The 19,518-nt window shown below is 65.9% G+C and carries 21 protein-coding genes and 2 riboswitches; of the genes, 5 read left to right on the plus strand and 16 right to left on the minus strand.

What is annotated here, in order from left to right; all coding sequences use genetic code 11:
• Positions 1-4: 4 nt before the first annotated feature.
• The 4 genes from L1088_RS05070 to L1088_RS05085 are packed head-to-tail and all read right to left on the minus strand — an operon-like array spanning position 5 to position 2,504.
• On the minus strand, positions 5-583 hold the full coding sequence (locus L1088_RS05070) for a protoglobin domain-containing protein (protein WP_234553999.1): 579 nt from the start codon (positions 581-583) through the stop codon (positions 5-7).
• An 18-nt stretch (positions 584-601) separates the two neighbouring features.
• Positions 602-1,132 (minus strand): GTP-binding protein, encoded by a 531-nt coding sequence (locus tag L1088_RS05075; protein ID WP_234554000.1) that lies wholly within the window; start codon positions 1,130-1,132, stop codon positions 602-604.
• Complete coding sequence (locus L1088_RS05080; RefSeq protein ID WP_051913525.1) at positions 1,129-1,770, minus strand: DUF4388 domain-containing protein; 642 nt, start codon at positions 1,768-1,770, stop codon at positions 1,129-1,131. Before L1088_RS05080 ends, L1088_RS05075 begins: the two co-directional genes overlap by 4 nt.
• Positions 1,749-2,504 (minus strand): IclR family transcriptional regulator, encoded by a 756-nt coding sequence (locus L1088_RS05085; RefSeq protein WP_234554001.1) that lies wholly within the window; start codon positions 2,502-2,504, stop codon positions 1,749-1,751. Before L1088_RS05085 ends, L1088_RS05080 begins: the two co-directional genes overlap by 22 nt.
• 630 nt (positions 2,505-3,134) lie before the next feature.
• On the opposite strand from L1088_RS05085, the gene L1088_RS05090 reads away from it, so the two are divergent.
• From L1088_RS05090 to L1088_RS05100, 3 genes are all read left to right on the plus strand, one after another.
• A complete protein-coding gene (locus tag L1088_RS05090) occupies positions 3,135-3,542 on the plus strand; it encodes a transposase (RefSeq protein ID WP_234554002.1) in 408 nt (135 codons plus the stop codon).
• A 154-nt stretch (positions 3,543-3,696) separates the two neighbouring features.
• Complete coding sequence (locus L1088_RS05095) at positions 3,697-4,314, plus strand: IS607 family transposase (RefSeq protein ID WP_234554060.1); 618 nt, start codon at positions 3,697-3,699, stop codon at positions 4,312-4,314.
• Positions 4,250-5,872 carry an SSO2105 N-terminal domain-containing protein gene (locus L1088_RS05100; protein ID WP_438948060.1) on the plus strand — a complete coding sequence of 541 codons (1,623 nt, stop codon included), beginning with the start codon at positions 4,250-4,252 and terminating at the stop codon, positions 5,870-5,872. The genes L1088_RS05095 and L1088_RS05100 overlap by 65 nt, the downstream gene beginning before the upstream one ends.
• Here L1088_RS05100 and L1088_RS05105 read toward each other — a convergent pair.
• The 5 genes from L1088_RS05105 to L1088_RS05125 form a co-directional block, all read right to left on the minus strand.
• Positions 5,829-6,062 (minus strand): hypothetical protein, encoded by a 234-nt coding sequence (locus tag L1088_RS05105; protein WP_234554004.1) that lies wholly within the window; start codon positions 6,060-6,062, stop codon positions 5,829-5,831. The genes L1088_RS05100 and L1088_RS05105 overlap by 44 nt on opposite strands.
• Positions 6,063-6,317: 255 nt before the next feature.
• Entirely contained in the window at positions 6,318-7,988 is a 1,671-nt protein-coding gene (locus tag L1088_RS05110; protein WP_234554005.1) for a ribonucleoside-diphosphate reductase subunit alpha, read from the minus strand.
• A 10-nt stretch (positions 7,989-7,998) separates the two neighbouring features.
• Positions 7,999-8,949: a ribonucleotide-diphosphate reductase subunit beta gene (locus L1088_RS05115; RefSeq protein WP_234554006.1), complete on the minus strand. Its 951-nt coding sequence runs from the start codon at positions 8,947-8,949 to the stop codon at positions 7,999-8,001.
• A complete protein-coding gene (locus L1088_RS05120) occupies positions 8,949-9,323 on the minus strand; it encodes an acyl-CoA thioesterase (protein ID WP_038045193.1) in 375 nt (124 codons plus the stop codon). Before L1088_RS05120 ends, L1088_RS05115 begins: the two co-directional genes overlap by 1 nt.
• Positions 9,324-9,525: 202 nt before the next feature.
• Positions 9,526-9,677, minus strand: a riboswitch (cobalamin riboswitch).
• Between the two features lie 175 nt (positions 9,678-9,852).
• Positions 9,853-11,358, minus strand: a complete 1,506-nt coding sequence (locus L1088_RS05125) for an alkaline phosphatase (RefSeq protein WP_234554007.1) — start codon at positions 11,356-11,358, stop codon at positions 9,853-9,855.
• A 66-nt stretch (positions 11,359-11,424) separates the two neighbouring features.
• Between L1088_RS05125 and L1088_RS05130 the strand changes: the two genes are divergently transcribed.
• Positions 11,425-11,577: a hypothetical protein gene (locus tag L1088_RS05130; protein ID WP_234554008.1), complete on the plus strand. Its 153-nt coding sequence runs from the start codon at positions 11,425-11,427 to the stop codon at positions 11,575-11,577.
• The gene (locus L1088_RS05135; protein ID WP_234554009.1) at positions 11,556-12,893 is read left to right on the plus strand and encodes a cobyrinic acid a,c-diamide synthase CobB; all 1,338 of its coding nucleotides are present in this window, start codon (positions 11,556-11,558) and stop codon (positions 12,891-12,893) included. The genes L1088_RS05130 and L1088_RS05135 overlap by 22 nt, the downstream gene beginning before the upstream one ends.
• Before the next feature lie 35 nt (positions 12,894-12,928).
• On the opposite strand, the gene sat is transcribed toward L1088_RS05135, so the two are convergent.
• From sat to L1088_RS05170, 7 genes are read right to left on the minus strand one after another with little or no spacing between them, the layout of a single operon-like run.
• Positions 12,929-13,981: a sulfate adenylyltransferase gene (sat, locus tag L1088_RS05140; protein ID WP_234554010.1), complete on the minus strand. Its 1,053-nt coding sequence runs from the start codon at positions 13,979-13,981 to the stop codon at positions 12,929-12,931.
• Between the two features lie 2 nt (positions 13,982-13,983).
• On the minus strand, positions 13,984-14,709 hold the full coding sequence (cobA, locus tag L1088_RS05145; RefSeq protein WP_234554011.1) for a uroporphyrinogen-III C-methyltransferase: 726 nt from the start codon (positions 14,707-14,709) through the stop codon (positions 13,984-13,986).
• A complete protein-coding gene (locus tag L1088_RS05150) occupies positions 14,702-15,442 on the minus strand; it encodes a sulfite exporter TauE/SafE family protein (RefSeq protein WP_234554012.1) in 741 nt (246 codons plus the stop codon). Before L1088_RS05150 ends, cobA begins: the two co-directional genes overlap by 8 nt.
• A complete protein-coding gene (locus tag L1088_RS05155; RefSeq protein WP_234554013.1) occupies positions 15,443-16,111 on the minus strand; it encodes a phosphoadenylyl-sulfate reductase in 669 nt (222 codons plus the stop codon).
• Positions 16,099-16,749, minus strand: a complete 651-nt coding sequence (locus L1088_RS05160) for a precorrin-2 dehydrogenase/sirohydrochlorin ferrochelatase family protein (protein WP_234554014.1) — start codon at positions 16,747-16,749, stop codon at positions 16,099-16,101. Before L1088_RS05160 ends, L1088_RS05155 begins: the two co-directional genes overlap by 13 nt.
• Positions 16,746-17,504: a uroporphyrinogen-III synthase gene (locus tag L1088_RS05165; RefSeq protein WP_234554015.1), complete on the minus strand. Its 759-nt coding sequence runs from the start codon at positions 17,502-17,504 to the stop codon at positions 16,746-16,748. The genes L1088_RS05160 and L1088_RS05165 overlap by 4 nt, the downstream gene beginning before the upstream one ends.
• Before the next feature lie 12 nt (positions 17,505-17,516).
• Entirely contained in the window at positions 17,517-19,247 is a 1,731-nt protein-coding gene (locus L1088_RS05170) for a nitrite/sulfite reductase (RefSeq protein ID WP_234554016.1), read from the minus strand.
• A 123-nt stretch (positions 19,248-19,370) separates the two neighbouring features.
• A riboswitch (TPP riboswitch) is annotated at positions 19,371-19,480 on the plus strand.
• Positions 19,481-19,518 lie beyond the last annotated feature (38 nt).

A 19,518-nucleotide genomic window follows, 5' to 3' on the forward strand; every position in this document is an offset into this window, starting at 1 on the left:
TGCCTCACTGCGCTTTCGCCTCCAGCGCAGAAAGCGCCACCTCCACGCTCCGCTCCAGGAGACTGCGGCTCTGCCCCGTGATCTGGCTGGCGGCCTCCAGGTAGACCTCGTGGTACCCGTTGGCAATCAGCGCGGATACCGTGGCCATCAGGCGGGAAACCGCCCCAGCCAAAGCGCCGCCTTCCACTTCCCGAACCGCTTCCCCCACCGCCCTCGCCACCAGGGCCGCATGTCCCAGCATCATGGGGTTCGTGACCCCGCGGCGCACGTGGGCCAGTCCCACGTAGGCCTGCCAGGCCCAGTAATCCAGGTCAAAAGGACCGCTGAGGGTGCGCCGCCACCATTCCCGCAGGGTGCGCTCCCTCTCGGGGCGCTCCCCCTCCCGGAACACCGCTCTGGTGGCGGGATGGCTGTAGAGGCTGTCGTAAAAAAGCTGGACCAACCTCTCTTCCAAGCCCAACAGGAGCTCCCGGTGCCGAAGCACCAAGGCCGCATCCTCCCCCGAGAAGCGGTCCTCGGGGGGCATCTCGTCCAGGGTCCGTTGCGCCAAACGCCGGTAGTAGTCGCGGTTCGTCAGACTCATGTTGCCTCCTCCACGTCTTCACCACACGCCCTGCCACCTCTCCCCCGTCACCAGCTCCAGGATGCGGATGAGGGCTAAGGTAGCGCTGGTGGGGCTGGTGGCGTTCATCCCCACCACCTGCTCCTGCGGCAGGCCGAAGTAGTCGGCCACGTCCTCCGGGGTCCACACCCTGGGAAGATCCTGCCGGGTCACCCCCACCACGAAGGGCACGGGGTGGCGGGAGGTAAGGTACTCCAGGATGTGCCGGGCTTTGGGGAAATCCCTGGGCTGGTCCCCCGCCACCAGGAGGACCAAGCCCAAGGCCCCTTCCACCAGGACGTCCCACATGAAGTCGAAGCGCTCCTGCCCTGGGGTGCCGAAGAGGTGGATGGGCACCCCGTCCAGGGTGAGGAGGCCGTAGTCCAGGGCCACGGTGGTCTTTTCCTTGCCGATGTCCTCCGTGGCCAGCTCGTCGGTTTCCACCACGGGGATCTCCGAGAGGGACTGGATGAAGGTGGTCTTGCCTGCCCCCACGGGGCCGGAAACCACCAGCTTGTAGCTCCTGCTCACCCCGCCCTCCCCAACAAGGAGGCTAGGAGCCTACGGAAGAGCCCCCGCTTCTCCTCCGCCTGCGCCGCCTCTTGGTAGGCCCGCACCGGGGCCACCTTGCCCACCAGCCGCAGCTTGTGCAGGTAATAAAGCACCTCCTCCACCCGCAGGCCCAATCGGGCGGCCAGCTCCTCCGCAGAAGCCCCGGAGGCCAGTAGGGGACGGGCCCGCTCCCAGAAGCTCCAAAGGGGCTCCTCCAGCCAGACGTCCATGGCCACCGCCTGGAAACGGGTCTTCGGATCGGGGAGGAGGGAGCGGTAAGCAGCGAACTCGTCCTCGATGGTGGTCATGGTGAGGAGGATGCGCTCCAGGGGCCAGCCCAGGGGCTGGCCCTCCGGCGGGGGCGGAGGGGTGCCGGTGGTGAACTCGAAAGCGCCCTCCCCGGAGCGGAAAAGCTCCTGCAATACCGAGCGGGCTTGGAGGGGGTCGAGGAGCTTTGTCCCTTCCCGTACCCACACCACCTTCCCGCCATCCAGGGCAATGGCGTAGCCCTGGCGATGCCCTGGAAGCCCGAAGATCTCCAGCACACCGCTCCGACGGCCCAGCATGCCCACCAGGTCGGGAAAGGGCATGTCCCTTAGGCTTCCGAAGATGGCCATAGTTGCGACACCACCTCCTTCAAGACGGTGGAAAGGCCCAGGCACTTCCGGCACGCCGTACAGCTTTCGGGGGCATCCAGGAAGCACTCCTTGCCCTCAGGCAAAGACAACCCCACGGCCCCAAAGGCCTCGCCCGAGGCGGTCTTGAGAGGTACCGCCAGCCCGCACCGATTCGGGATGAGTTCCCCCTTGGCTCTGGCGTAGCCCAGGCGGCGGACTTCCTCGAGGCGGGACATTAGATCTTGGACGGTGCTCGGCGTTGAGGAGGTGTAAGGCTTAGGAGGGAATCGGAAAAGGTGGGCTCTCAGGGCTTCTTCCCGCATGTGGGCCAAAATGGCCCTTGCCCCAGCCGAGGCGTGGGCATGGGGGGTGACGGGTCCCTGCTCTCCAGGAACGGGCCAAACCCTCTGGCCGCGGTTGCCATAAGTTGCCTCCGGATGAATCCCCCACGGGCGCAGCGTGAGGACATACGCCCGATGGCCGGTGTGTTGGTAGGCTTCCTTAGCCAGCTCTTGATAAAAGTAAGGGTCTTCCGGGGCCTCTGGCAGTTCCAGGAAAGGGTGAGGATAGCGGATCAGGTACTTCTTGCTCAAGGGATCCTGGACCACAAAGCCTTCTTCCCAAGCGACCTGCAACGCCTTGCGCGCCTTATCACGAGGGAGGGACAGCTCCGCTGCCAACGCCTTTAAGTGAAGCCCTTCCGGGTGGTGGTGCAGAAGCTTGAGGACGCGCAAGGCAATCCGACCCGCTTCCCTCATATGGTGTCGGATTTTGCCACATTAAGCCGTATTTGGGCAAGAATATACGCTCTCCCGCAAGAACTTCTCCTTAGAAAAAAGGGGGAAGTATCGGACACATTGCAACTCAACCAGATGCTCGGGCCGAGATGGTAGCTTCTTTGCCCTGTAACCTCCCTTTCGGATATTCAACGCATACCCCCTTGACACGCCAAAGGAAAAGGGGGGCGTTTGGTGACGTGTGGAAGAACACCAAACACCCCCCTCCATCCCACCCCTGCCCCTGGAAGAGCTGGTCCCCCTCCTCCAAGCATGGCTCCAAGCCCGCCTGCCAGCACCGGAGAGAAAACCCGGCAGGCCCAGGACCTTCTCCGACCTCAGCCTTCTCCTCTTCCGCCACCCTGAGCGAGCGGAGCCGGAGGCTGCCCTGGCACCACCTGCGGGAAGGGAAGCGGGTGGGCCGGAAAAGGCGGATCCTGGCCATGGGTCACGGGCGAAGCCCGTACCTTGCCTCCACCCTCCTCCCCGCCCAGAGGTCGGATGGGGAGGCGGCCTGGGGCGTGGGCTCGGATGGGGGCTGGGTTTACGGGTACAAGCTCCACCTGCCCTTGGACCTGGACACTTGGGATGCTCAGACGGGCGGAGAGGCTTCCTGGGGAGAAGCCGCCCGTGGTGGTGGCGGATGCGGCCTATGAGGGGAAGGCCAACTTTCGGCTGGCGGGGAGGCGAGGGATGGTTTTGGTGACGGGGCATAACCGGAGACGGGGGAGGCCCAAGGGGGAGGGGCGGGTAGCCAACCTGCGGCGGCGGGGGAGGGGTGTGTACCGGAGGCTTTTGGGGCGGAGGTGGGAGCTAGAGACGGTCTTTGGTGTGCTGAAGGGGCCGACGGGTTTGGTGGAGGCGGTGGGGAGGGTGCGGGGGCTGAAGGCGGTGGTGGGGCAGGTGGAGGTGTGGGTGATGGCCTGGAGCGTAGTGGCCCAGCTTCTTGGGGAGGTGGGTCTGCCCATCATCCGGGTGTTGCGGGCGGTGGCGTGAGCTGGGTATGCGGGTGAATATCCGAAAAGGGGGTACAGAAGAGCAACCTTTCCTCCTGGCCCGAGGAGGGCCGCTTTTTGAGGGAGGCGTTGGAGGTGGCAAACAGTTGACTTTTTACCTTACTTAGGCCACATTAGCCTTAGCTTTGGAGCCAATACTCCTCACACCCCTCCAGGTCTACAGGCTTTACGGCATCCACCAAAACACTCTCCTGAAGTGGGAGCGCCACGGGCTCATCCGCCCCCTGCGCACCCCAGGAGGCCGGAGGCGCTACCGCCGAGAGGACGTGGAAGGCCTTCTGGGCCTAGAGGAGGCGCGCCGTCTGGCTCCCCAGGTGGTGCTCTACGCTCGGGTGTCCACCCGCAAGCAGGAAGCCTACCTCCAGAACCAGATCGCCCGGCTGGAAGCCTGGGCCAAAGGCCAGGGCCTGCGCTACGAGGTGGTGGCCGAGGTGGCCAGCGGGGTAAACGAGAAGCGCCGGGGGCTTCTCAAGGTGTTGAACCGGGTGAAGCGGGGCGAGGTGGAGGCGGTGGTGGTGGAGTACGAGGACCGTCTGGCCCGGTTTGGGCTGGAGTACCTGAGGCTCTACTTGGAAGCCTTTGGGGCCCGGCTGGTGGTGCTGAACGGGGAGGAGCGCCCTGAGGATCTCCAGCGGGAGCTGGCCGAGGACCTGGTGGCCATCGTTTCCTCTTTTGCGGCCCGGGTGTATGGGCGTAGGGGCTCGGTGTTGCGGATGCGAGCGGGGAGGAAGCGCCGTGAGGGAGAAAGCTAAGGACGCCTACACCGGCCTGGAAGCCCTTCTCGTCTTCCCCGACCACGGGGACTACGTGGCCACCTTGGACCTCATGCGCCGCTTCTCCTCGGCGGTGCGCTACGGCTACAAGAGGCTCCTTGAAGGTGAGGACCGCAAGGAGCTCAAGCGGGAAGATGGCCCCCTGTGCACCCTCTTCCGCCTCAACACCCGCTACGCAGATGACGCCATCCTCAAGGCCAAGGCCCTCCTCACCTCCCAGGTGGAGCTCGGGGAGAACCCCCGCAAGGTGGTCTTCGGGGGGAGGAAACTTCTTGCAGACCTGGCCCGGCTCAAACGGAGCAACCTCCCGCTCTATGAGCGGAAGAAGGCGGAGTGGCGGGAAAGGCGCAAGGGCACCCTCTACGCCCGTGGGGATAAGAGCAAAAAGGGCAACCCTCACCTGCGCTTGGTGGTGCAGGACGGAAGCCTCTGGCTTCAGATCAACCTGGGGGAAAAGCGCTACGCCTGGGCCCTGGTGAAGACCTCCCACCCCAGGCTCCAAGCGCTTCTGTCCCGGGTGTATGCCCATGAGCCCTACAACGTGGAGCTCTCCTTGCGGGAGGGGAGGGTCTACGCCCTCTTCTCCTGGGAGGAGGAGCTTCCCCCCCTCTCCCTCACCCAGGAGGGGGGCGTCCTGGCCCTGGACGTCAACGCCGACCCCTACGGGCTGGCCCTGGCGGTGGTGAACCCGGACGGGAGCCTGAGGCGGTACCTCACCCTCTCCCTGGAGGAGGTGGACCGGGCCAAGAACCGGGGGGCCAAGGAGATCGCCCTCTGGCGGATGGCCCACCAGATCGTCTCCCTGGCCCAGGAGGAGGGGGTAGCGATCGCCACGGAACGGCTGAAGCATCTCCCCAAAGGGAGAAGAGGAGACGGCTCCGGAAGAAGGTTCCGCCGCCAAGCCCACCGCTTCGCCTACCGCTTCCTCCTGGGGAAGGTGCACGCCTTGGCCCGAAAGAAGGGCATCCAAAGCCTGGAGGTGAACCCCCAGGACACCTCCACCATCGGGATGCTGAAGTACGCCCCCCTCCTGTCCTTGTCCAAGGACGTGGCCGCGGCCTACGTGATCGGCCGACGGGCCTTGGGGTTCAAGGAGGAGATCCCCAAACCCCTCAAGGCCCTCCTCCAGGACCCCTCCTTTCACGACCGCACCCGCCGCTTCTACGAGGGGCGGATAGCCCAGCTCAAGGAGCGGCACCGTGAGGAGAAGAACCCCTACCTCAAGCGCAAGCTCAGGCGGGAGCTTGCCCAGATGAAGAGAGCTCTCGCCACCCTTCCAAGCCTTCAGGGTGAGCCAGGCGGCCCTGCGGGGTCTACCGCGGGAAGGAACCCCCAGGGCATCCACGCCTGGCGAGCCCTGAGGGTAGGCCTTTTCCTTCCCCTCCTTGGGCGGAAGGTGCCGAGGGATCTCTCGGTCCTCAAGCCCATCCTGCTGGGATCGTGGGAGGGGTGGAAGGGAGGCTTAGACCCTCATCCTGGTGGGGGGTCGGCTGCTACGGATGCCCACCTACGTGTGGGGGTGGGTAGTAGTGGCTAGGGTTGACCAGGTCCAGGTTCCAAAAGGGCAGGTGGACGGAAAGCCTCTTGGGGCGCTTTGCCGCCAGCTGGCGGAAGGGCTCGTCCTCCTCCAAGAGGCCTGGGTCCAGGTAGACCTCGAGGCCCACCCCCTCGGGAAACGAAGGCCGCTCCAACGCCTCGGCGAGGCCCAGGGCAAGGCGCAGGTCCATGCCCCCACCCTAGGCGCCTCGGGTCAGGGGAGGGTCAGGAGGCCATGCCACCCCAGGCGGACCCGGTCCTGGGGATGGCATGGCCTCGAGGGCCAGCCCTTCCCTCGGCAAGGGCCGGGGCGCCTTGCCCACGGCCTTTCTGCCAGGGGTAGGCTAAGTACCTGCACGCAAAGGTTGCCCCACCGGCCAAAGCCAAAGTGGCGTGCTCATGGCCTCTTTGGGGCCCCCCCCGTGGCGCAAGCCACGACGGGGCACTTAGCTCTCGCAGGCCCGGCAGGAGAGGAGGAGATCCCGGCTGTAGGCCTGGGCGGCGCTGGTGCTGAACTGGTAGTAAAGGGCCTTGAGGCCGCTCCGCCAGGCGTGCAGGTAGAGCTCGTTCACGTCCTTGGGCGGGGCCTCGGGGTGGATCACCAGATTCAGGGACTGCCCCTGGTCGATGTGCCGCTGCCGCCCAGCGGCCAGGTTCACCAGGGTCTTCTGTGAGACCTCGGCGAAGGTCTTGAAGACGTCCTTTTCCTCGTCCGTGAGGAAGTCCAGGTGCTGCACGGAGCCGTTCCTCTCCAGGATGCTCCGCCACACCCTCTCCTCGTCCTTCCCCTTCTGCCGCAACAGCTCCTCCAGGAAGGGGTTCTTGAAGGAAATGCGGGCCTTCTGCAGGTCCTTGAGGTAGTAGTTGCTGGTGTAGGGCTCGATGGAGGGGGAGACCTGGCCCAGGATGAAGGCGCTGGACTTGGTGGGGGCCACGGCCAGGAGGGTGGCGTTCCGCCGCTCCATAAGCCCGGCCAGCTCGTCCTCGGGGTGGCGCGCCCGGAGCCAGCGGCTGGCCTCCTCCGCCCGTTCCCGGATGGTCTTGAAGATGAGGTTGTTGAGGAAAAGGGCCTCCGCGCTTTCCAGGGGGATCATCTTGGACTGCAGGTAGCTGTGCCAGCCTAGGACGCCGATGCCGATGGCCCGGTAGCGCCGGGCGAAGCGCACCGCCCGCTCCAAGTAGGGGATGCCCTGTGCCTTCTCGATGAAGTCGTCCAGCACCGAGTCCAGGAAGAGGGTGAGGGTTTCCACGGCATCCGTGTCCTTCCACTCGTCGAAGTGGAGGAGGTTCAGGGAGGAAAGGCAGCAGACAAAGCTCTCTTCGGGGTCCGAGGGGAGCATGATCTCGGTGCAGAGGTTGCTGGCGTGGATGGTCTTGCCCAGCTTTTTGAAGATCTCGGGGGCCTGGCGGTTGGCGTTGTCCCGGAAGAAGAGGTAGGGAATCCCCACCTCCGCCCGGCTCTTGAGGACCTGGGCCCACCTTTCCCGCTTCTCCCGGTCCCCAGCGATCATGGCCTCCAGCCAGGCGTCCCCCACGGAGACGCCCCAGAAGAGGGATTGGATCTCGCTGCCTTCCCGCTGGATCCTGAGCCACTCCCCGAAGTCGGGGTGTTCTATGGGGAGGTAGGCGGCGCACTGGCCGCGGCGGGTGGAGCCCTGGTTGAAGACCTCAATCACCCGGTCGAAGAGGGAGGCGAAGGCATAGGAGCCGTTGCTCTCCCCGTTGTCCCGGATGGGGGCTCCCCGGGGGCGGAGCTCGCCCAGGTAAACCGAGGTGCCCCCGCCCTGCTTGCTCATCATGCCGATCTCGGCCACCGCCTGGAGGATGGAGGCGGTGTCGTCCTCCACGTAGGTGCCGTAGCAGGAGATGGGCAGGCCCCGCCGGAGGCCGTAGTTGGCCCAGATGGGGGTGGCCAGGGAGTACCAGCCCCGGGCCATGTACTCCTGAAACTTACGGGAGAAGCCCTCTATGCGGGTCAGGGCCTCCGCCCGGTCGGCGATCTGCTTCACCCTTTCTTCGATCGTTACCCCAGGGAGGAGGTACCCCCGGCTCATGTACAGCCGGGTCCACTCGTTGGCCCAGTACCAGGGCCGGTATTCCCGCTTGGTCTTGGTCATGCTACACCTCCTAAGCTTCTTTGGGGCCCCCCCCCCCCGCGNTCCGCTTGTTGAAAAAGTCCACCTCTTTGTCGGCAAATAGCTCCAGGTCAAACCACTCCGTATCCCTCAGGGCCTCCTCCCGCACGGGGAAGGGGGCGGGGAGGCCGTGGAGGGAGAGGACCTGGTTGTACCGCCACTTCAGGAACTCCCAGACCTCCTCCCTCTTCACCGCGTCCACATCCCCTTGGGCGAAGATCCAGTCCAAAAGGGCCTCCTCCGCCCGGAAGAAGCCCTGGGCCCTTTCCTGGGCCTCCTCAGCGAAGGAGGGCCCGAAGAGGTCGGGCCTTTCCTCCCTGAGGAGCCGGAGGAGCTCCACCCCAAAGAGGCCGTGGAGGTTTTCCTCCTTGCTGGTGGCCTCGATGGCGTTGGAGATCCCCTTGAACCGGCCCAGGCGCTTGTTCAAGGCCATGAGCACGTAGAACTGGGAGAACAAGGAGACGTGCTCCGTGAAGGCGGAAAAGAGGAGGAGGGCCAGGGCGTAGTCCCGGAGGGTTCCCTTGCGGGCCACCTCCAGGGCCGAGGCCAGCTGGCGGTGCCGGTCCCTAAGGGCGGTGGCCTCGGCCACCGCCTGGGCGAAGCGCTCCTCGAGGCCCAAAAGCTCCAGGAGGTGGGCGTAGGCGTTGGCGTGGCGCACCTCGCTCTCGGCGAAGGTCATCCCCACCTCCGCCACCTCCGGCTTGGGGAAGACCTCGTAGGCCCGCGCCCAGAAGAGCTTCACGGAAAGCTCCACCTGGGCGATGGCGAGGAGGGAGCGCTCCACCAGGGCGCGCTCCTCGGGGGAGGCCAGGGCGTGGTCCTGGAGGTCTGCCGCGTAGCTGTACTCCGTGTGGAGCCAGTAGCTGTGGCGGATGGCGTCCCGGAAGCGGAGGAGCCCCGGGTACTCGTAGGGGCGGTAGTGGGGCCTGGGGTCGGTGAGCATCACCCCTCCAAAGGGGGCACGGGCACAGGCCGCCCCTCCTCGTCCACCGCCACCAGGACGAACCCCCCTTCCGCCGCCAGGTAGGCCTCCCTGCCCGGCTCCAGGGGCTCCACCCACATCTCCACCGCCACCCGCATGGAGGTGCGGCCCACCTCCACCACCCGGGCCACCAGCTCCACGATGGAGCCCAGGGGCACCGGGCGCTTGAAGTCCACCGCATCCGAGTGCACCGTGACCACCTTGCGCCGGGCGTGGCGAGTGGCCGCCACGAAGGCCGCCTGGTCCATCCAGGCCAAAGCGGTTCCACCGAACAGGGTTCCGTAATGGTTGGTCTCCCCGGGGAAGACCGTGTGCACCATGCGCGTTTCCCTCATGCCCGAAACCTCATCTCCTTTGAATTGGACAAGAACTTCCCTCTGCTTAAGGGCGGTGCCTCCTGCGGGAGGGTGCAGGGCCAGCCCTTGCCTTCAGCCTCATGCTCTAGTGGGCCCAAGGGTCTTGGGCCTCAGGTTGTGGGGGGAACTAAGGGTTTAGGGTCCCACAGGCATCACCACCTTCACCCTTGCCTCGAGGGCTACGGGGCAGGGCCGCGAAGCGGGTACTCGGGCTTCCGGACGGGGCCGGTTACCGTTGCGGGACAGCGCCGGACTTGCACCGGACTTCCCCCGCCGCCACGGGGCGTCCAGACCTGTCGGCCTGGCATCGCGGCCAGGACACCCTAAGTCTTGGGCGTCCTGGGGGGTAGGCTACCATAGGTTGAGGTTTGGGTCAACGGCGCCTGCGCCCTTGGGGAGGCCTGGGGGAAGGGGTGGGAAAGCCCAAAACTGGGTTTTGGGTGCCCCATAGGGTACTGAAGCCGCCCCCAAAGGGGCGGCCCGAAAGGAAGGAGGGCCTGCCAAGCCCTTAGGCCCAGACGTCCTCGGGGTGGCGCATGCCCACCGGCCGGGACTTCAGGATCTCCAGGGCCTCCTCCTCGCTCATCACCGGGTTCTGGTAGCGGATCCCCAGCGCCCCCCCCATGAGCCGGAACACATGGGTGTTGTCCACCAGGCCCAGGTTCAGGAAGCGCAGCCCCTGCCCGTACAGGGCCAGCATCACCGGGCTCGCCGTGTGCTGCCCGGAGCTCCAGCCGATGTTGGGCCGCTCAGGCTTCTGGGCGTTCTTCTGCACCATGGCCCAGGACATGGTGTTGTCCGGCTGGATGCCGTACCGCACGCCGTCGGGGCGGTACGCCTTCTTGGCGATGGCCTCCACCACCATCTGCGCCTCCTCGTCGGAGAGGACCACCCCCTTCATGGCCCGGTAGGCCTCCTTCACCTGGCCCGCGTCGGGGTTAGCCCCCAGGACCCGGCGCATGTGCTCAAAGCTCGCCTTCTGCCCCTCCAGAAGGTCGATGCCCACGGAGCTCTCCAGGTAGCTCCGGCCCGTCCCGTACAGGGCGGCTACCCCGGTGGCGTGGTCCGCGGCCAGGAGGAGGAGGGTGTCGGGGTTGCGGTCCACGAAGGCGGTGAGGGCCTCCAAGGCCTCATCCGCTGCCAACACGTCCCACAGGGTGGCCGCGGGGTCGTTGAGGTGGTTGCTGTGGTCGATGCGCCCCGCCTCCACCTGCAACACGAAGCCGTTCCGGTGGGCGGCCAGCCGGGGCAGGGCCGCCTGGACCATCTCCCTGAGGCTCGGCACCCTCACCCCCTGGAAGCGGCGGTCCACCTCGTAGGGCACGTGGCTGTCGGAAAAGACCCCAAGGAGCTTGCTGGCGTTGCTCCGCGCCAGCTCCTCTGGGGTCTTCACCACCCCGTAGCCCGCCTGGGCAAAGGCGGCGTACATGTCCTTCTTGTCCTGCCGCTTCTCCGGGTTGAAGAAGCGGTCCCCGCCTCCCAGGTAAACCTCGGCCCCGAAGGCCAGGTACTGTTCGGCGATCTGGGCCTCGGCGTTGCGGTCGGGGTTGGAGACCACGAAGCTGGCCGGGGTGGCGTGGGTAGCGGTGGTGGTGGTCACCAGGCCCACCGCCTTCCCCATCTCCTTGGCCGCGGCGAAGAAGGGCTTGAGCCGGGTGCCGTCCGCGTGGACAGCCAGGCCCCCGTTCACCGTCTTCACCCCACAGGACATGGCGTTGCCCGCGGCGCTGGACTCGGTGACGTAGCTGGTGAGGCTGTAGGTGTTCATCAGCCCGTTGGGGTAGCGGGCAAGGAGCCTCTCCAGGGCCAGCACCCGCCCTAAGCGCCTCCTGGCGTAGGCCTGGGCGATGGCGTAGTCTTCCCAGGAGAAGCCGTCGTAGATCAGGACGATGAGGTTCCGGTACCGCCGACCCAAGGAAGGCTGGTTCTGGAAAGCTCCCTGGGCCTGTCCCTTGGGCAAAAGGGCCAGGGCCCCTGCCGCCAAGGTGCCTTTGAGGATATCCCTGCGCTTCATCGGTCACCTCCACGGGCAGATTAGGGGATTTGTGTCATGCCCCGGTCAGGGGATAACCTGGTGGCCATGATGGGCCAAAGCCTCGGTAACCCCTATCCCCCGGACCGGGGGTTCTGGTCCCAGCCTTCTCCCGAGGCCCGCTTCCGCCCCCTCGAGGGCACCCAAGTCTTCGCCCGGCACCCCCTAGGCGTGAGGCCATGCCCCACCTCCCGCGGCTAGTCCTGGCCGCCCCCCACTCGGGGGCGGGGAAGACCACGCTCGCCCTGGCCCTCCTCCTGGCCCTCGGGGAGCGGGGCCTTAGGGTGCAGCCCTTCAAGGTGGGGCCGGATTACGTGGACCCCACCCATCTCGAGGCGGCCTCCGGTCGAAGGGTCTACAACCTGGATGGTTTTTTCCTGGACCACGAGGGCCTCCTCTCCCTCTTCCAGCACGGGGCCCGGGGGGCGGACCTGGCCCTGGTGGAGGGGGTGATGGGCCTGTTTGACGGCAAGGACCCCCTTGGCCGGGTGGGCTCCACCGCCCAGGTGGCCAAGCTCCTCGAGGCCCCCGTGGCCTTGGTGGTGGATGCCTCCGGCATGGCAGGCTCCATCGCTCCCCTGGTGCAGGGCTTCCGGAGCTTTGACCCTGGGGTCCAGGTGGTGGGGGTCTTCGCCAACCGGGTGGGTTCGGAGCGGCATGCGGCCCTTCTCCAGGAGGCGCTGGCCCAGGTGGGCCTGCCCCTTCTGGGTTGGCTTCCCCAAGATCCCGCCCTGGAAATCCCGGAGCGCCATTTGGGTTTGGTGCTCGCCGGGGAGGCGCGCCCACCCCTAGCTGCCCTGCGCCAAGCCTTCCGGGTGGACCTGGAGGGGGTCTTGCGCCTGGCCCAGGCCGCTTCCCCCTTGCCCGAGGCCCCCCCTTTCCTGCCGGAAAGGCGCTCCCCTCGGGTCCGGGTGGCCTACGCCTGGGACCAGGCCTTCCGCTTTTACTACCCCGAGGCCTTGGAGCTCCTGGAGGCCTTGGGGGCGGAGCTCATCCCCTTTAGCCCCTTGGAGGACGAAGCCCTCCCCGAGGCCCAGGCCCTCCTCCTGGGGGGCGGGTACCCGGAGCTCCTCGCCCGGGAACTTTCGGCAAACCGGGCCATGCGGGGGGCCGTGCGCCTCTTCCCGGGTCCCATCGTGGCCGAGTGCGGGGGGTACATGTACCTCTCCCAAGGGCTTTGGGCCGGGGAGGCCTTCTTCCCCATGGTGGGCTTGGTACCCGGGGAGGCCCGCATGGCGGAAAGGCCCGTCCTGGGCTACCGGGAGGTGGAGGCCCTGAGGGATAACCCCCTGGCCCGAAGGGGGGAGGCCTTCAAGGGGCACGAGTTCCACTACGCCCGCATGGAGCCCTCCCCTAGCCCCGCCTGGCGGCGAGTGGGGGGAGCGGAAGTGGAGGGCTACACGGATGGGCGCATCCTAGGAAGCTTCGTCCATCTCTATCTGCCGGCCCGCCCGGAGGGAGCCGGCAGGTTCCTGGCCTTGGCCCATGGGAAGGCTAAGTTGCGCAGGCCCAGGTAAGGGCCTGTCCGTCTTCCGGGGAAGCCTGGGCTGCCCTAGACCCCTTCTTGAAGGATAGGGATCAGTTCAGGTCGTACCAGTTCGGCGGGTGGGGTTTTGCCCTCCCTTAAGAGGTACCGCACCTTGGTCATGCTGATGGGGGTCCGCCTCTCCCGGTGGTGGTCGGGGCAGGTCCTTTCCGAGGCGATGCCGCCACAGATGGGGCAGTGAAAGACCGCGCCCACCCTCACGATCTCGATGCCCAAGGGGGGAAGCTGGTCAAAGATGCGGTGGGCTGCGTAAGGATCGTAAAAGTTTCCTACCCCTGCATGATCCCGGCCCACCAGGAAGTGGGTGGCCCCGAAGTTCTTGCGCACAAGGGCGTGGAATACCGCTTCCCGGGGCCCGGCGTAGCGCATCGGGGTGGCAAGGCCAAACAGGGCCACCCGTTCCCGGGGCAAAAAGCCTTCTATGAGGGCTTGGTAAGCCTTAACGATGACCTCCGTGGGGAAGTCGTCCTCCTTCTTGGCACCCAGGATGGGATGGACTAGAACTCCATCGGCCAGCTCCAGTCCCAACCGGATTAGGTACTCGTGGGCCCGGTGGGGGGCGTTGCGGGTTTGAAAGGCCACCACTCTGCTCCAGCCCTTTTCCCGAAAGAAGGCCCGCGTCTCCTCGGGGGTTTTCTCCAGCTGTGCGGACCGGGGTCTCCAGGCCCACACCTCTACCCGTCCCCCGAGGGCGTAGGGCCCCTTGGCGAGCAGCTTCTTGACCCCGGGGTGGGCCTCGCTTTCCGTACCGAACACCTGCCGGGACAAGGTCTTCAAGTCCAGCTCGTAGGCGTCCTCTACCTGGAGAAGGGCCACCGGCTTTGCCCGGTGCACGAGGACCACCTGATCCCCCTTGCCCACCCGGGGCGGCTCCTGGAGCTGGAGGAGGATGGGAATCGTCCAGACCTCTCCCGCAGGGAGGCGCATCTCCTGGGCCACAGAAAGGGTTTCCTCCCGAGTCATAAAGCCTCGCACAGGGTGGAAGGCTCCCGTGGCCAGGTTTTCTAGGTCCAGCCGCTCGTCCTCGCCAATGGTTACCTGGGGTAGGGTTTCCACCATGGCTACACCTCCATAAGGGCCCATGCCTGCGGGATTTCCCGAAGGGATCGAAACACTTCCACCACCTTGCCCATCACCCAGACCGCTGGGGCGGCCACCTCCACTTTCCCCTCCGCCACCTCTTCCAGCCGGCTTAACACCCGCGCTTCCTTGGGGGTGGTGGTCCTCTCCACGAAGAGGCAAGGTTCCTTGGGATCCCTTCCCAACCGGATGAGCTCTTGGGCAATCCATGCCCGCCTTCTCACCCCCATGAGGACCACCAGGGTGGGTACCTTGGCGGAGGTGCTTAGGTTCGGGTATCCTCCACCCTCTAAAACCCCGGAAACCACCGCAAAGCCCGAGCTGAGGCCCCGGTGGGTGAGGGGAAGTCCGGTGGCCAGAATGCTACTTACCCCAGGTACCACCTCCACCGCCACTCCATGGGCGCTGAGGAAAAGCACTTCCTCGCCCCCTCTTCCGAAGACGAAGGGATCCCCTCCCTTGAGCCGGACCACGAAGGGGTGGGTCCGGGCGTAGTGGAGGAGAAGCCGGTGGATGTCTTCCTGCTTGCCGCTTTCCCCTTCCGCCTTGCCCACCTCCACCTTTTTCCCTCGGATTAGGGCCAGGACCCTCCCGTCCACCAGCCGGTCGTGGAGGACCACCGGGGCTTCCTTGAGGAGGCGGTAGGCCTTCAGGGTGAGGAGGTCGGGATCTCCTGGCCCGGCTCCCACCAAGTAGACCTTAGCCATGGGCCACCCCCTTCCAGACCAGCTGGGCACCGATGAAGAGAAGCCAGAGGAGGAGGGCTACCCGGAGGGGCCGCTTGGGCACGCGGGTGGCCACGAGGGCCCCAAGGCTGGCCCCCGCGATCCCTCCTAGGCTTAGGGAGAGGAGGAGCGTTGGCTCCACCTGGCCGAAGTAGAGGTGCACCCCACCCCCCACCAGGGAGAGGACCAGGCCGAAAAGGATGTCCGTGCCCACCACCTGCTGGGGGGTAAGGCGGGTAACGTAGAGTAGGAGGAGGCTGCCCAGGGCCCCTGCTCCTGCCGAGGAGAAGCCCACCTCGAGGCCAATCCCGAAGGCAGCAGGAGGCAAAAGCCAGGGCCTTTCTCGGCTGAGGGCCAGCCGGGCCAGGCTCCGGTAGAGCCCAAGTCCCGCTGAAACCACCACGGTGAGCCCCACCAAGAGGAGGACTGTGTCCTTGGCCCCCTTGAGGTGAACCAGGAGGAGGCTGCCCAGCAGGACCCCGGGAAGCCCCCCCAAAAGGAGGAGGCCCAGCATCCAACCCGCCACCTGGCGCCTAAAGAGGTAGACGGCGCCGGCGGGAACCTTGACCAGAAAACCGAAGAGAAGGGCCGTGCCCACCGCGATCTCCGGGGAAAGGCCCAGGCCCAGGATGAGGAGGGGAGCGGTGATGGTGCCGGCTCCCACGCCGGTTATCCCGATGGCGAAGGCGATGAGGAAGCCCAGAAGAAAGGCCATCTATTCCTCCTTTGGGTGCAGATGGATTCCACACTCCAGCTTGCCCTTGCCCGCCCAGCGGCCGGAGCGGGGGTCCTCGGGGTTCAGGGGCTTTTGCGTGCAGGGGGCGCAGCCGATGGAGAGATAGCCCTCGTCGTAGAGGGGGAGGTGGGGGATTTCCGCCACCGCCAGGTAGGCGAAGACCTCCTTCAGGGTCCAGTCGTAGAGGGGGCTGACCTTGCGCAGGCGGTGGCCGCCGGGAAGGCGGGCCTCCTCCACCGGTTGCAGGCCGGCCCGGGTGGGGGACTGCTCCCGTCTAAGCCCGGTGAACCAGGTGTCGTAGTCCTCGAGGGCCCGGAATAGCGGGTCCACCTTGCGGATCTGGCAGCAGCGGGTGGGGTCGGTCTCGTAGAGCTTCCCGTAGAGGCGTTCCTGCTCCTCTCGGGAAAGGCTTGGGGAGAGGTTTACGAGCTGGAAGCCGAGCTTCTCCTTTAGGGCATCCCAGTAGGCGTAGACCTCCGGGAAGTGGTAGCCGGTGTCCAGGAAGAGGACGGGGATTTCGGGTTTTTCCTCCAAGAGGAGATGGAGCACCACCACGTCTTCTGCTTGGAAACTGCACGTGAAGCAGGGTTTTTGGCCTTCCGCTAGGGCGTGCCGGATAAGGGCCTTGGCGCTTGTTACCTTGTCCATGGCTGAACCTCCGCAAGCACTTCCTCCACCTTTTCCTTGGCCCTGGCCAGGCCGGCTTCCGGATCCAGGTCGAGTTCCTCTAAGGCCAAATCCACAAGGCGGTACCAAAGCCGCTTACGCTCTTCGAAGCAGGGGATCTCCGCTATCCGTGGCCTAAGGTGGCGCAGGTAGGCTACAAGTTCCCCGTACTCTGGACCCAAAAGCCGGAGAAAACGCTCCTTTAGGCGCACCGCCAAGGCAGGGGCAGCCCCAGAGGTGGAAAGGGCCACCACCAACTCCCCCCTTCGCACCACGGCGGGGAGGATGGCGGTGGCGTTTTCCGGGTCATCCACCGCCACCAAAAACACCCTTCGCCTTTCCGCCTCTGCCTTTACCTGGGGATGGATCCCCTTGTCTTGGGGATGGCTTACCACCAGGAAGAAGCCCTCGAGGTCCCCTTGCCGATAACCGCGGGGAAGCCAGCGGATCCTTCCCTCCTTGGCCAAGCCCGCCAGATTCCAATGGTCCTCCTGGGCCAGGACGGTGACCTGGGCCTCGGCCTCCAAGAGGGCCTGGAGCTTGGCCCCCGTCTCCGGGCCGCCGGCGATTAGGAGAACCGGCCTGCCCCTCAGGTTCAGCATGAGGGGAAAGTAGGTCATGCCCCCTCCCGGTACAGGCGTAAGAAGCCCTGGAGCATGCTTCCTAGCCGCTCCTGCTCATCCACGTAGAAGGGCTGCACCCCCCACTCCCTTAAGGCCTCCGCGGTAACCCGGCCCACGGCCAGAGCCTTTACCTCGTGCTGGAAGGTTCTCCTCAACTCCGAGGGGTTCCGGGCTCCCTCAAACAGGAACTCCACCTGGATGGCGGCTACAAAGGCTACCGCTTGCACCTCTTTGGCCAAAATGGTCTCCTCCAGAAGGCGGATCCCCTCAGGGTCCGGCAGGTGACGGTAAGGCATGAGGGGGAGAACCTCATAGCCCCTGTCCTCCAACGCCTGTTCCAGGAGGGGTAGGGGCTTGCCGTAAAGCTGGAGGGCGGCCACTCCGGGTCCCTGGGGTAGGAGAGGCAAAAGGCTTGGCGTGGTTCCGTCTCCTACCCCATGAGGGGCAAGCCCTAGGTCCCTGAGTACCCGGGCGGCCTTGGTCCCCCGGGCCAAGCGGAGGGCATTCTCCAGGCTCCCCTTCAGGTCTAGTTCCAAAACCCGCCCTCCTTCCAAAAGCTCCCTTACCCCTATCCCGGTGGTGGCCACGAAGAGATCCACCCCTTCTCCCAGCCGCCGGAGATGGTCCTGGTATTCGGGAACGGATACCTTTTCCGTGGCCTGAACAGGGAGAAGGAGGGGCATTAAGCCTAGCTTTGTCGCCAGAGATTTGAACTCTTCCCTCCTTCTGAGACCGGCATAGGCGATGCGCATCCCCAACCTCCCTTACACCGCGCACTCCCCACGGCCTAGCTGCACCCGGAAGGTTTCCCCTTCCGCCCCCAGGTCCTGGTAGTACTCTGGGGCTTCCTCATAGGAAGGAATGCTCTGGAGGTCCTCGAGAAGGGGCTTGAAGGAGGCGGCTCCCACCCGGTCCAAATAAGCCTGGAAACTTTCGCCCTGCTCCCGCTCCTCCTGGTAGCGCTTCAGGATCCTTTCCACCGCCTCAGGAGTGCGCCGGGCAGGAATCCGAGCCACTACCTGGCCAAAACGGGCCTCACCCTCCCGGGTGCGGCCTCCCAGGAGGAGGACGTAGTGGGGTACCTCTCGTTCCCCCATCCTGCGGCTTGCCCCGTAGAAGCCGATGTCAGCGATGTGGTGCTGGCCGCAGGAGTTGGGGCACCCGGAGATCTTCAGGCTCAAGGAACGCACCCCCGGGTCGTGGACTAAGGGAAGCGAAGAGAGCTGGGCCTCCAGGGCCTGGGCCAGCCCGCGGGAGTGGGTGATGGCCAGGTTGCAGGTGTCGGCCCCGGGGCAGCGGGTGATGTCCAACACGGTGTGGGCGTAGGGGTGGGCCAGGCCCGCCTTAAGGAGGGCCTCGTAAAGCCCCCCTAGGGCCTCTTCCGGCACGAAGCGCAGGAGGAGGTTCTGGCTGATGGCGCTCCTTACCTCGGCGGCGTAGGTCTCGGCGATGTCGGCCAAGGCCCTCAGGCCCTCCGGGGCGATGTCCCCCAAGGGAAGGCGCACCAAAACCGTGTAGAAGCCTTCCTGTTTTTGCCGGAAGAGGTTGGTGCGGCGCCAGTCTTCAAAGCCTGGGGCGAAGCTGAAGGGCTTCCTGGGGGGGGAGGGGAGAGGAGGGAGCGGGGGGTCCTGGGGCGGTTGCCAGGCCCTCAGGTCCTCCCCGCTGGCGGTGAGCTTAACCAGCCGCCTTTCCTCCCGCATCGCCTCCCGGAAGGCGGCGATGCCCCACCGCTTCACCAGGAACTTAAGCCGGGCCTGGGTGAGGACCTTGCGGTTGCCGTAGCGGTCAAAGAGACGGATGATGGCCAGCATGGTGGGGAGGAGGTCCTCCTCTGGGGTAAAGGGTTCCAAGAGCTCCGCGCTCATGGGAGCGGCTCCCAAGCCCCCGCCCACGTAAAGGCGGAAGCCCCTTTTGCCCCCCTCCACCGCGGCCACCACCCCGATGTCGTGAATGGGGGTACGGGCATGGTCGGTGGCACACCCCTCAAAGGCAATCTTGAACTTGCGGGGCAGGTTCTGCCCCACGGGGTGGCGGAGGAAGTAGCGGTAGGCGGCCTCGGCGTAGGGAGTCACGTCAAAGGGCTCCTCAGGGGAAACTCCGGCGTACGGGCAGCAGGTGATGGCTCGGATGGAGTGGCCGCAGGCCTCGCGGGTGGTGAGGCCCACCCTGTTTACGGCCCGGAGGACGTGGGGTACGTCCCTTCGGTGCACGTGGTGGAGCTGCACCGCCTGCCGGGTGGTTACGTGGGTCAGCCGGTTTTCTGCATACCGCTCCGCCACGTCTGCCAGAACCCTTAGGGCCTCTGGGCTCACCCGGCCCACGGGGAGCTTGATGCGCACCATGTGGTGCTCGGGCCGTCCCCGGATGCCGTAGATGCCGTTTTTCAGGCGGAAGACGCGGAAGTCCTCCGGGTCTTCCGCCCCCGCCTCGAGGCGGGCGATCATGGCCTCCAGATGCTGGATCTCGGCCTCCACTTCGGCGCTCAGCCCTGCCATCCTGCCTCCTTTCCCCCCGGCCGGGGGTTGCCCGGAATGATATACCATTGAGTCTATGAAAGTCAAGGGTATATTCCCCGTGCCCCGGCCCACTTTTCCAAGCCCCCCACGTGGTATAGTGAGGGGGCAGGCTAGGGGTGCCCTAAGGGAGGGGCTGAGAGCTGGGTTTCTCCCAGCAACCCTTGGAACCTGATCCGGGTAATGCCGGCGGAGGGAAGCCTATGCGGAAACGTCTCAATCCCCAAAAACTCCACCTCCTCAAGCCGCAGGG

The organism is Thermus caliditerrae (genome assembly GCF_021462525.1).
Taxonomy (GTDB): domain Bacteria; phylum Deinococcota; class Deinococci; order Deinococcales; family Thermaceae; genus Thermus; species Thermus caliditerrae.

Coding starts and splice junctions, on each gene's coding strand:
- L1088_RS05070 (WP_234553999.1), bottom strand. CDS start 583: ATGAGTCTGACGAACCGCGACTACTACCGGCGTTTGGCGCAACGGACC.
- L1088_RS05080 (WP_051913525.1), bottom strand. CDS start 1,770: ATGGCCATCTTCGGAAGCCTAAGGGACATGCCCTTTCCCGACCTGGTG.
- L1088_RS05090 (WP_234554002.1), top strand. CDS start 3,135: ATGCTCAGACGGGCGGAGAGGCTTCCTGGGGAGAAGCCGCCCGTGGTG.
- L1088_RS05100 (WP_438948060.1), top strand. CDS start 4,250: ATGGGCGTAGGGGCTCGGTGTTGCGGATGCGAGCGGGGAGGAAGCGCC.
- L1088_RS05105 (WP_234554004.1), bottom strand. CDS start 6,062: ATGGACCTGCGCCTTGCCCTGGGCCTCGCCGAGGCGTTGGAGCGGCCT.
- L1088_RS05110 (WP_234554005.1), bottom strand. CDS start 7,988: ATGACCAAGACCAAGCGGGAATACCGGCCCTGGTACTGGGCCAACGAG.
- L1088_RS05120 (WP_038045193.1), bottom strand. CDS start 9,323: ATGAGGGAAACGCGCATGGTGCACACGGTCTTCCCCGGGGAGACCAAC.
- L1088_RS05125 (WP_234554007.1), bottom strand. CDS start 11,358: ATGAAGCGCAGGGATATCCTCAAAGGCACCTTGGCGGCAGGGGCCCTG.
- L1088_RS05130 (WP_234554008.1), top strand. CDS start 11,425: ATGATGGGCCAAAGCCTCGGTAACCCCTATCCCCCGGACCGGGGGTTC.
- L1088_RS05135 (WP_234554009.1), top strand. CDS start 11,556: ATGCCCCACCTCCCGCGGCTAGTCCTGGCCGCCCCCCACTCGGGGGCG.
- sat (WP_234554010.1), bottom strand. CDS start 13,981: ATGGTGGAAACCCTACCCCAGGTAACCATTGGCGAGGACGAGCGGCTG.
- cobA (WP_234554011.1), bottom strand. CDS start 14,709: ATGGCTAAGGTCTACTTGGTGGGAGCCGGGCCAGGAGATCCCGACCTC.
- L1088_RS05150 (WP_234554012.1), bottom strand. CDS start 15,442: ATGGCCTTTCTTCTGGGCTTCCTCATCGCCTTCGCCATCGGGATAACC.
- L1088_RS05155 (WP_234554013.1), bottom strand. CDS start 16,111: ATGGACAAGGTAACAAGCGCCAAGGCCCTTATCCGGCACGCCCTAGCG.
- L1088_RS05160 (WP_234554014.1), bottom strand. CDS start 16,749: ATGACCTACTTTCCCCTCATGCTGAACCTGAGGGGCAGGCCGGTTCTC.
- L1088_RS05165 (WP_234554015.1), bottom strand. CDS start 17,504: ATGCGCATCGCCTATGCCGGTCTCAGAAGGAGGGAAGAGTTCAAATCT.
- L1088_RS05170 (WP_234554016.1), bottom strand. CDS start 19,247: ATGGCAGGGCTGAGCGCCGAAGTGGAGGCCGAGATCCAGCATCTGGAG.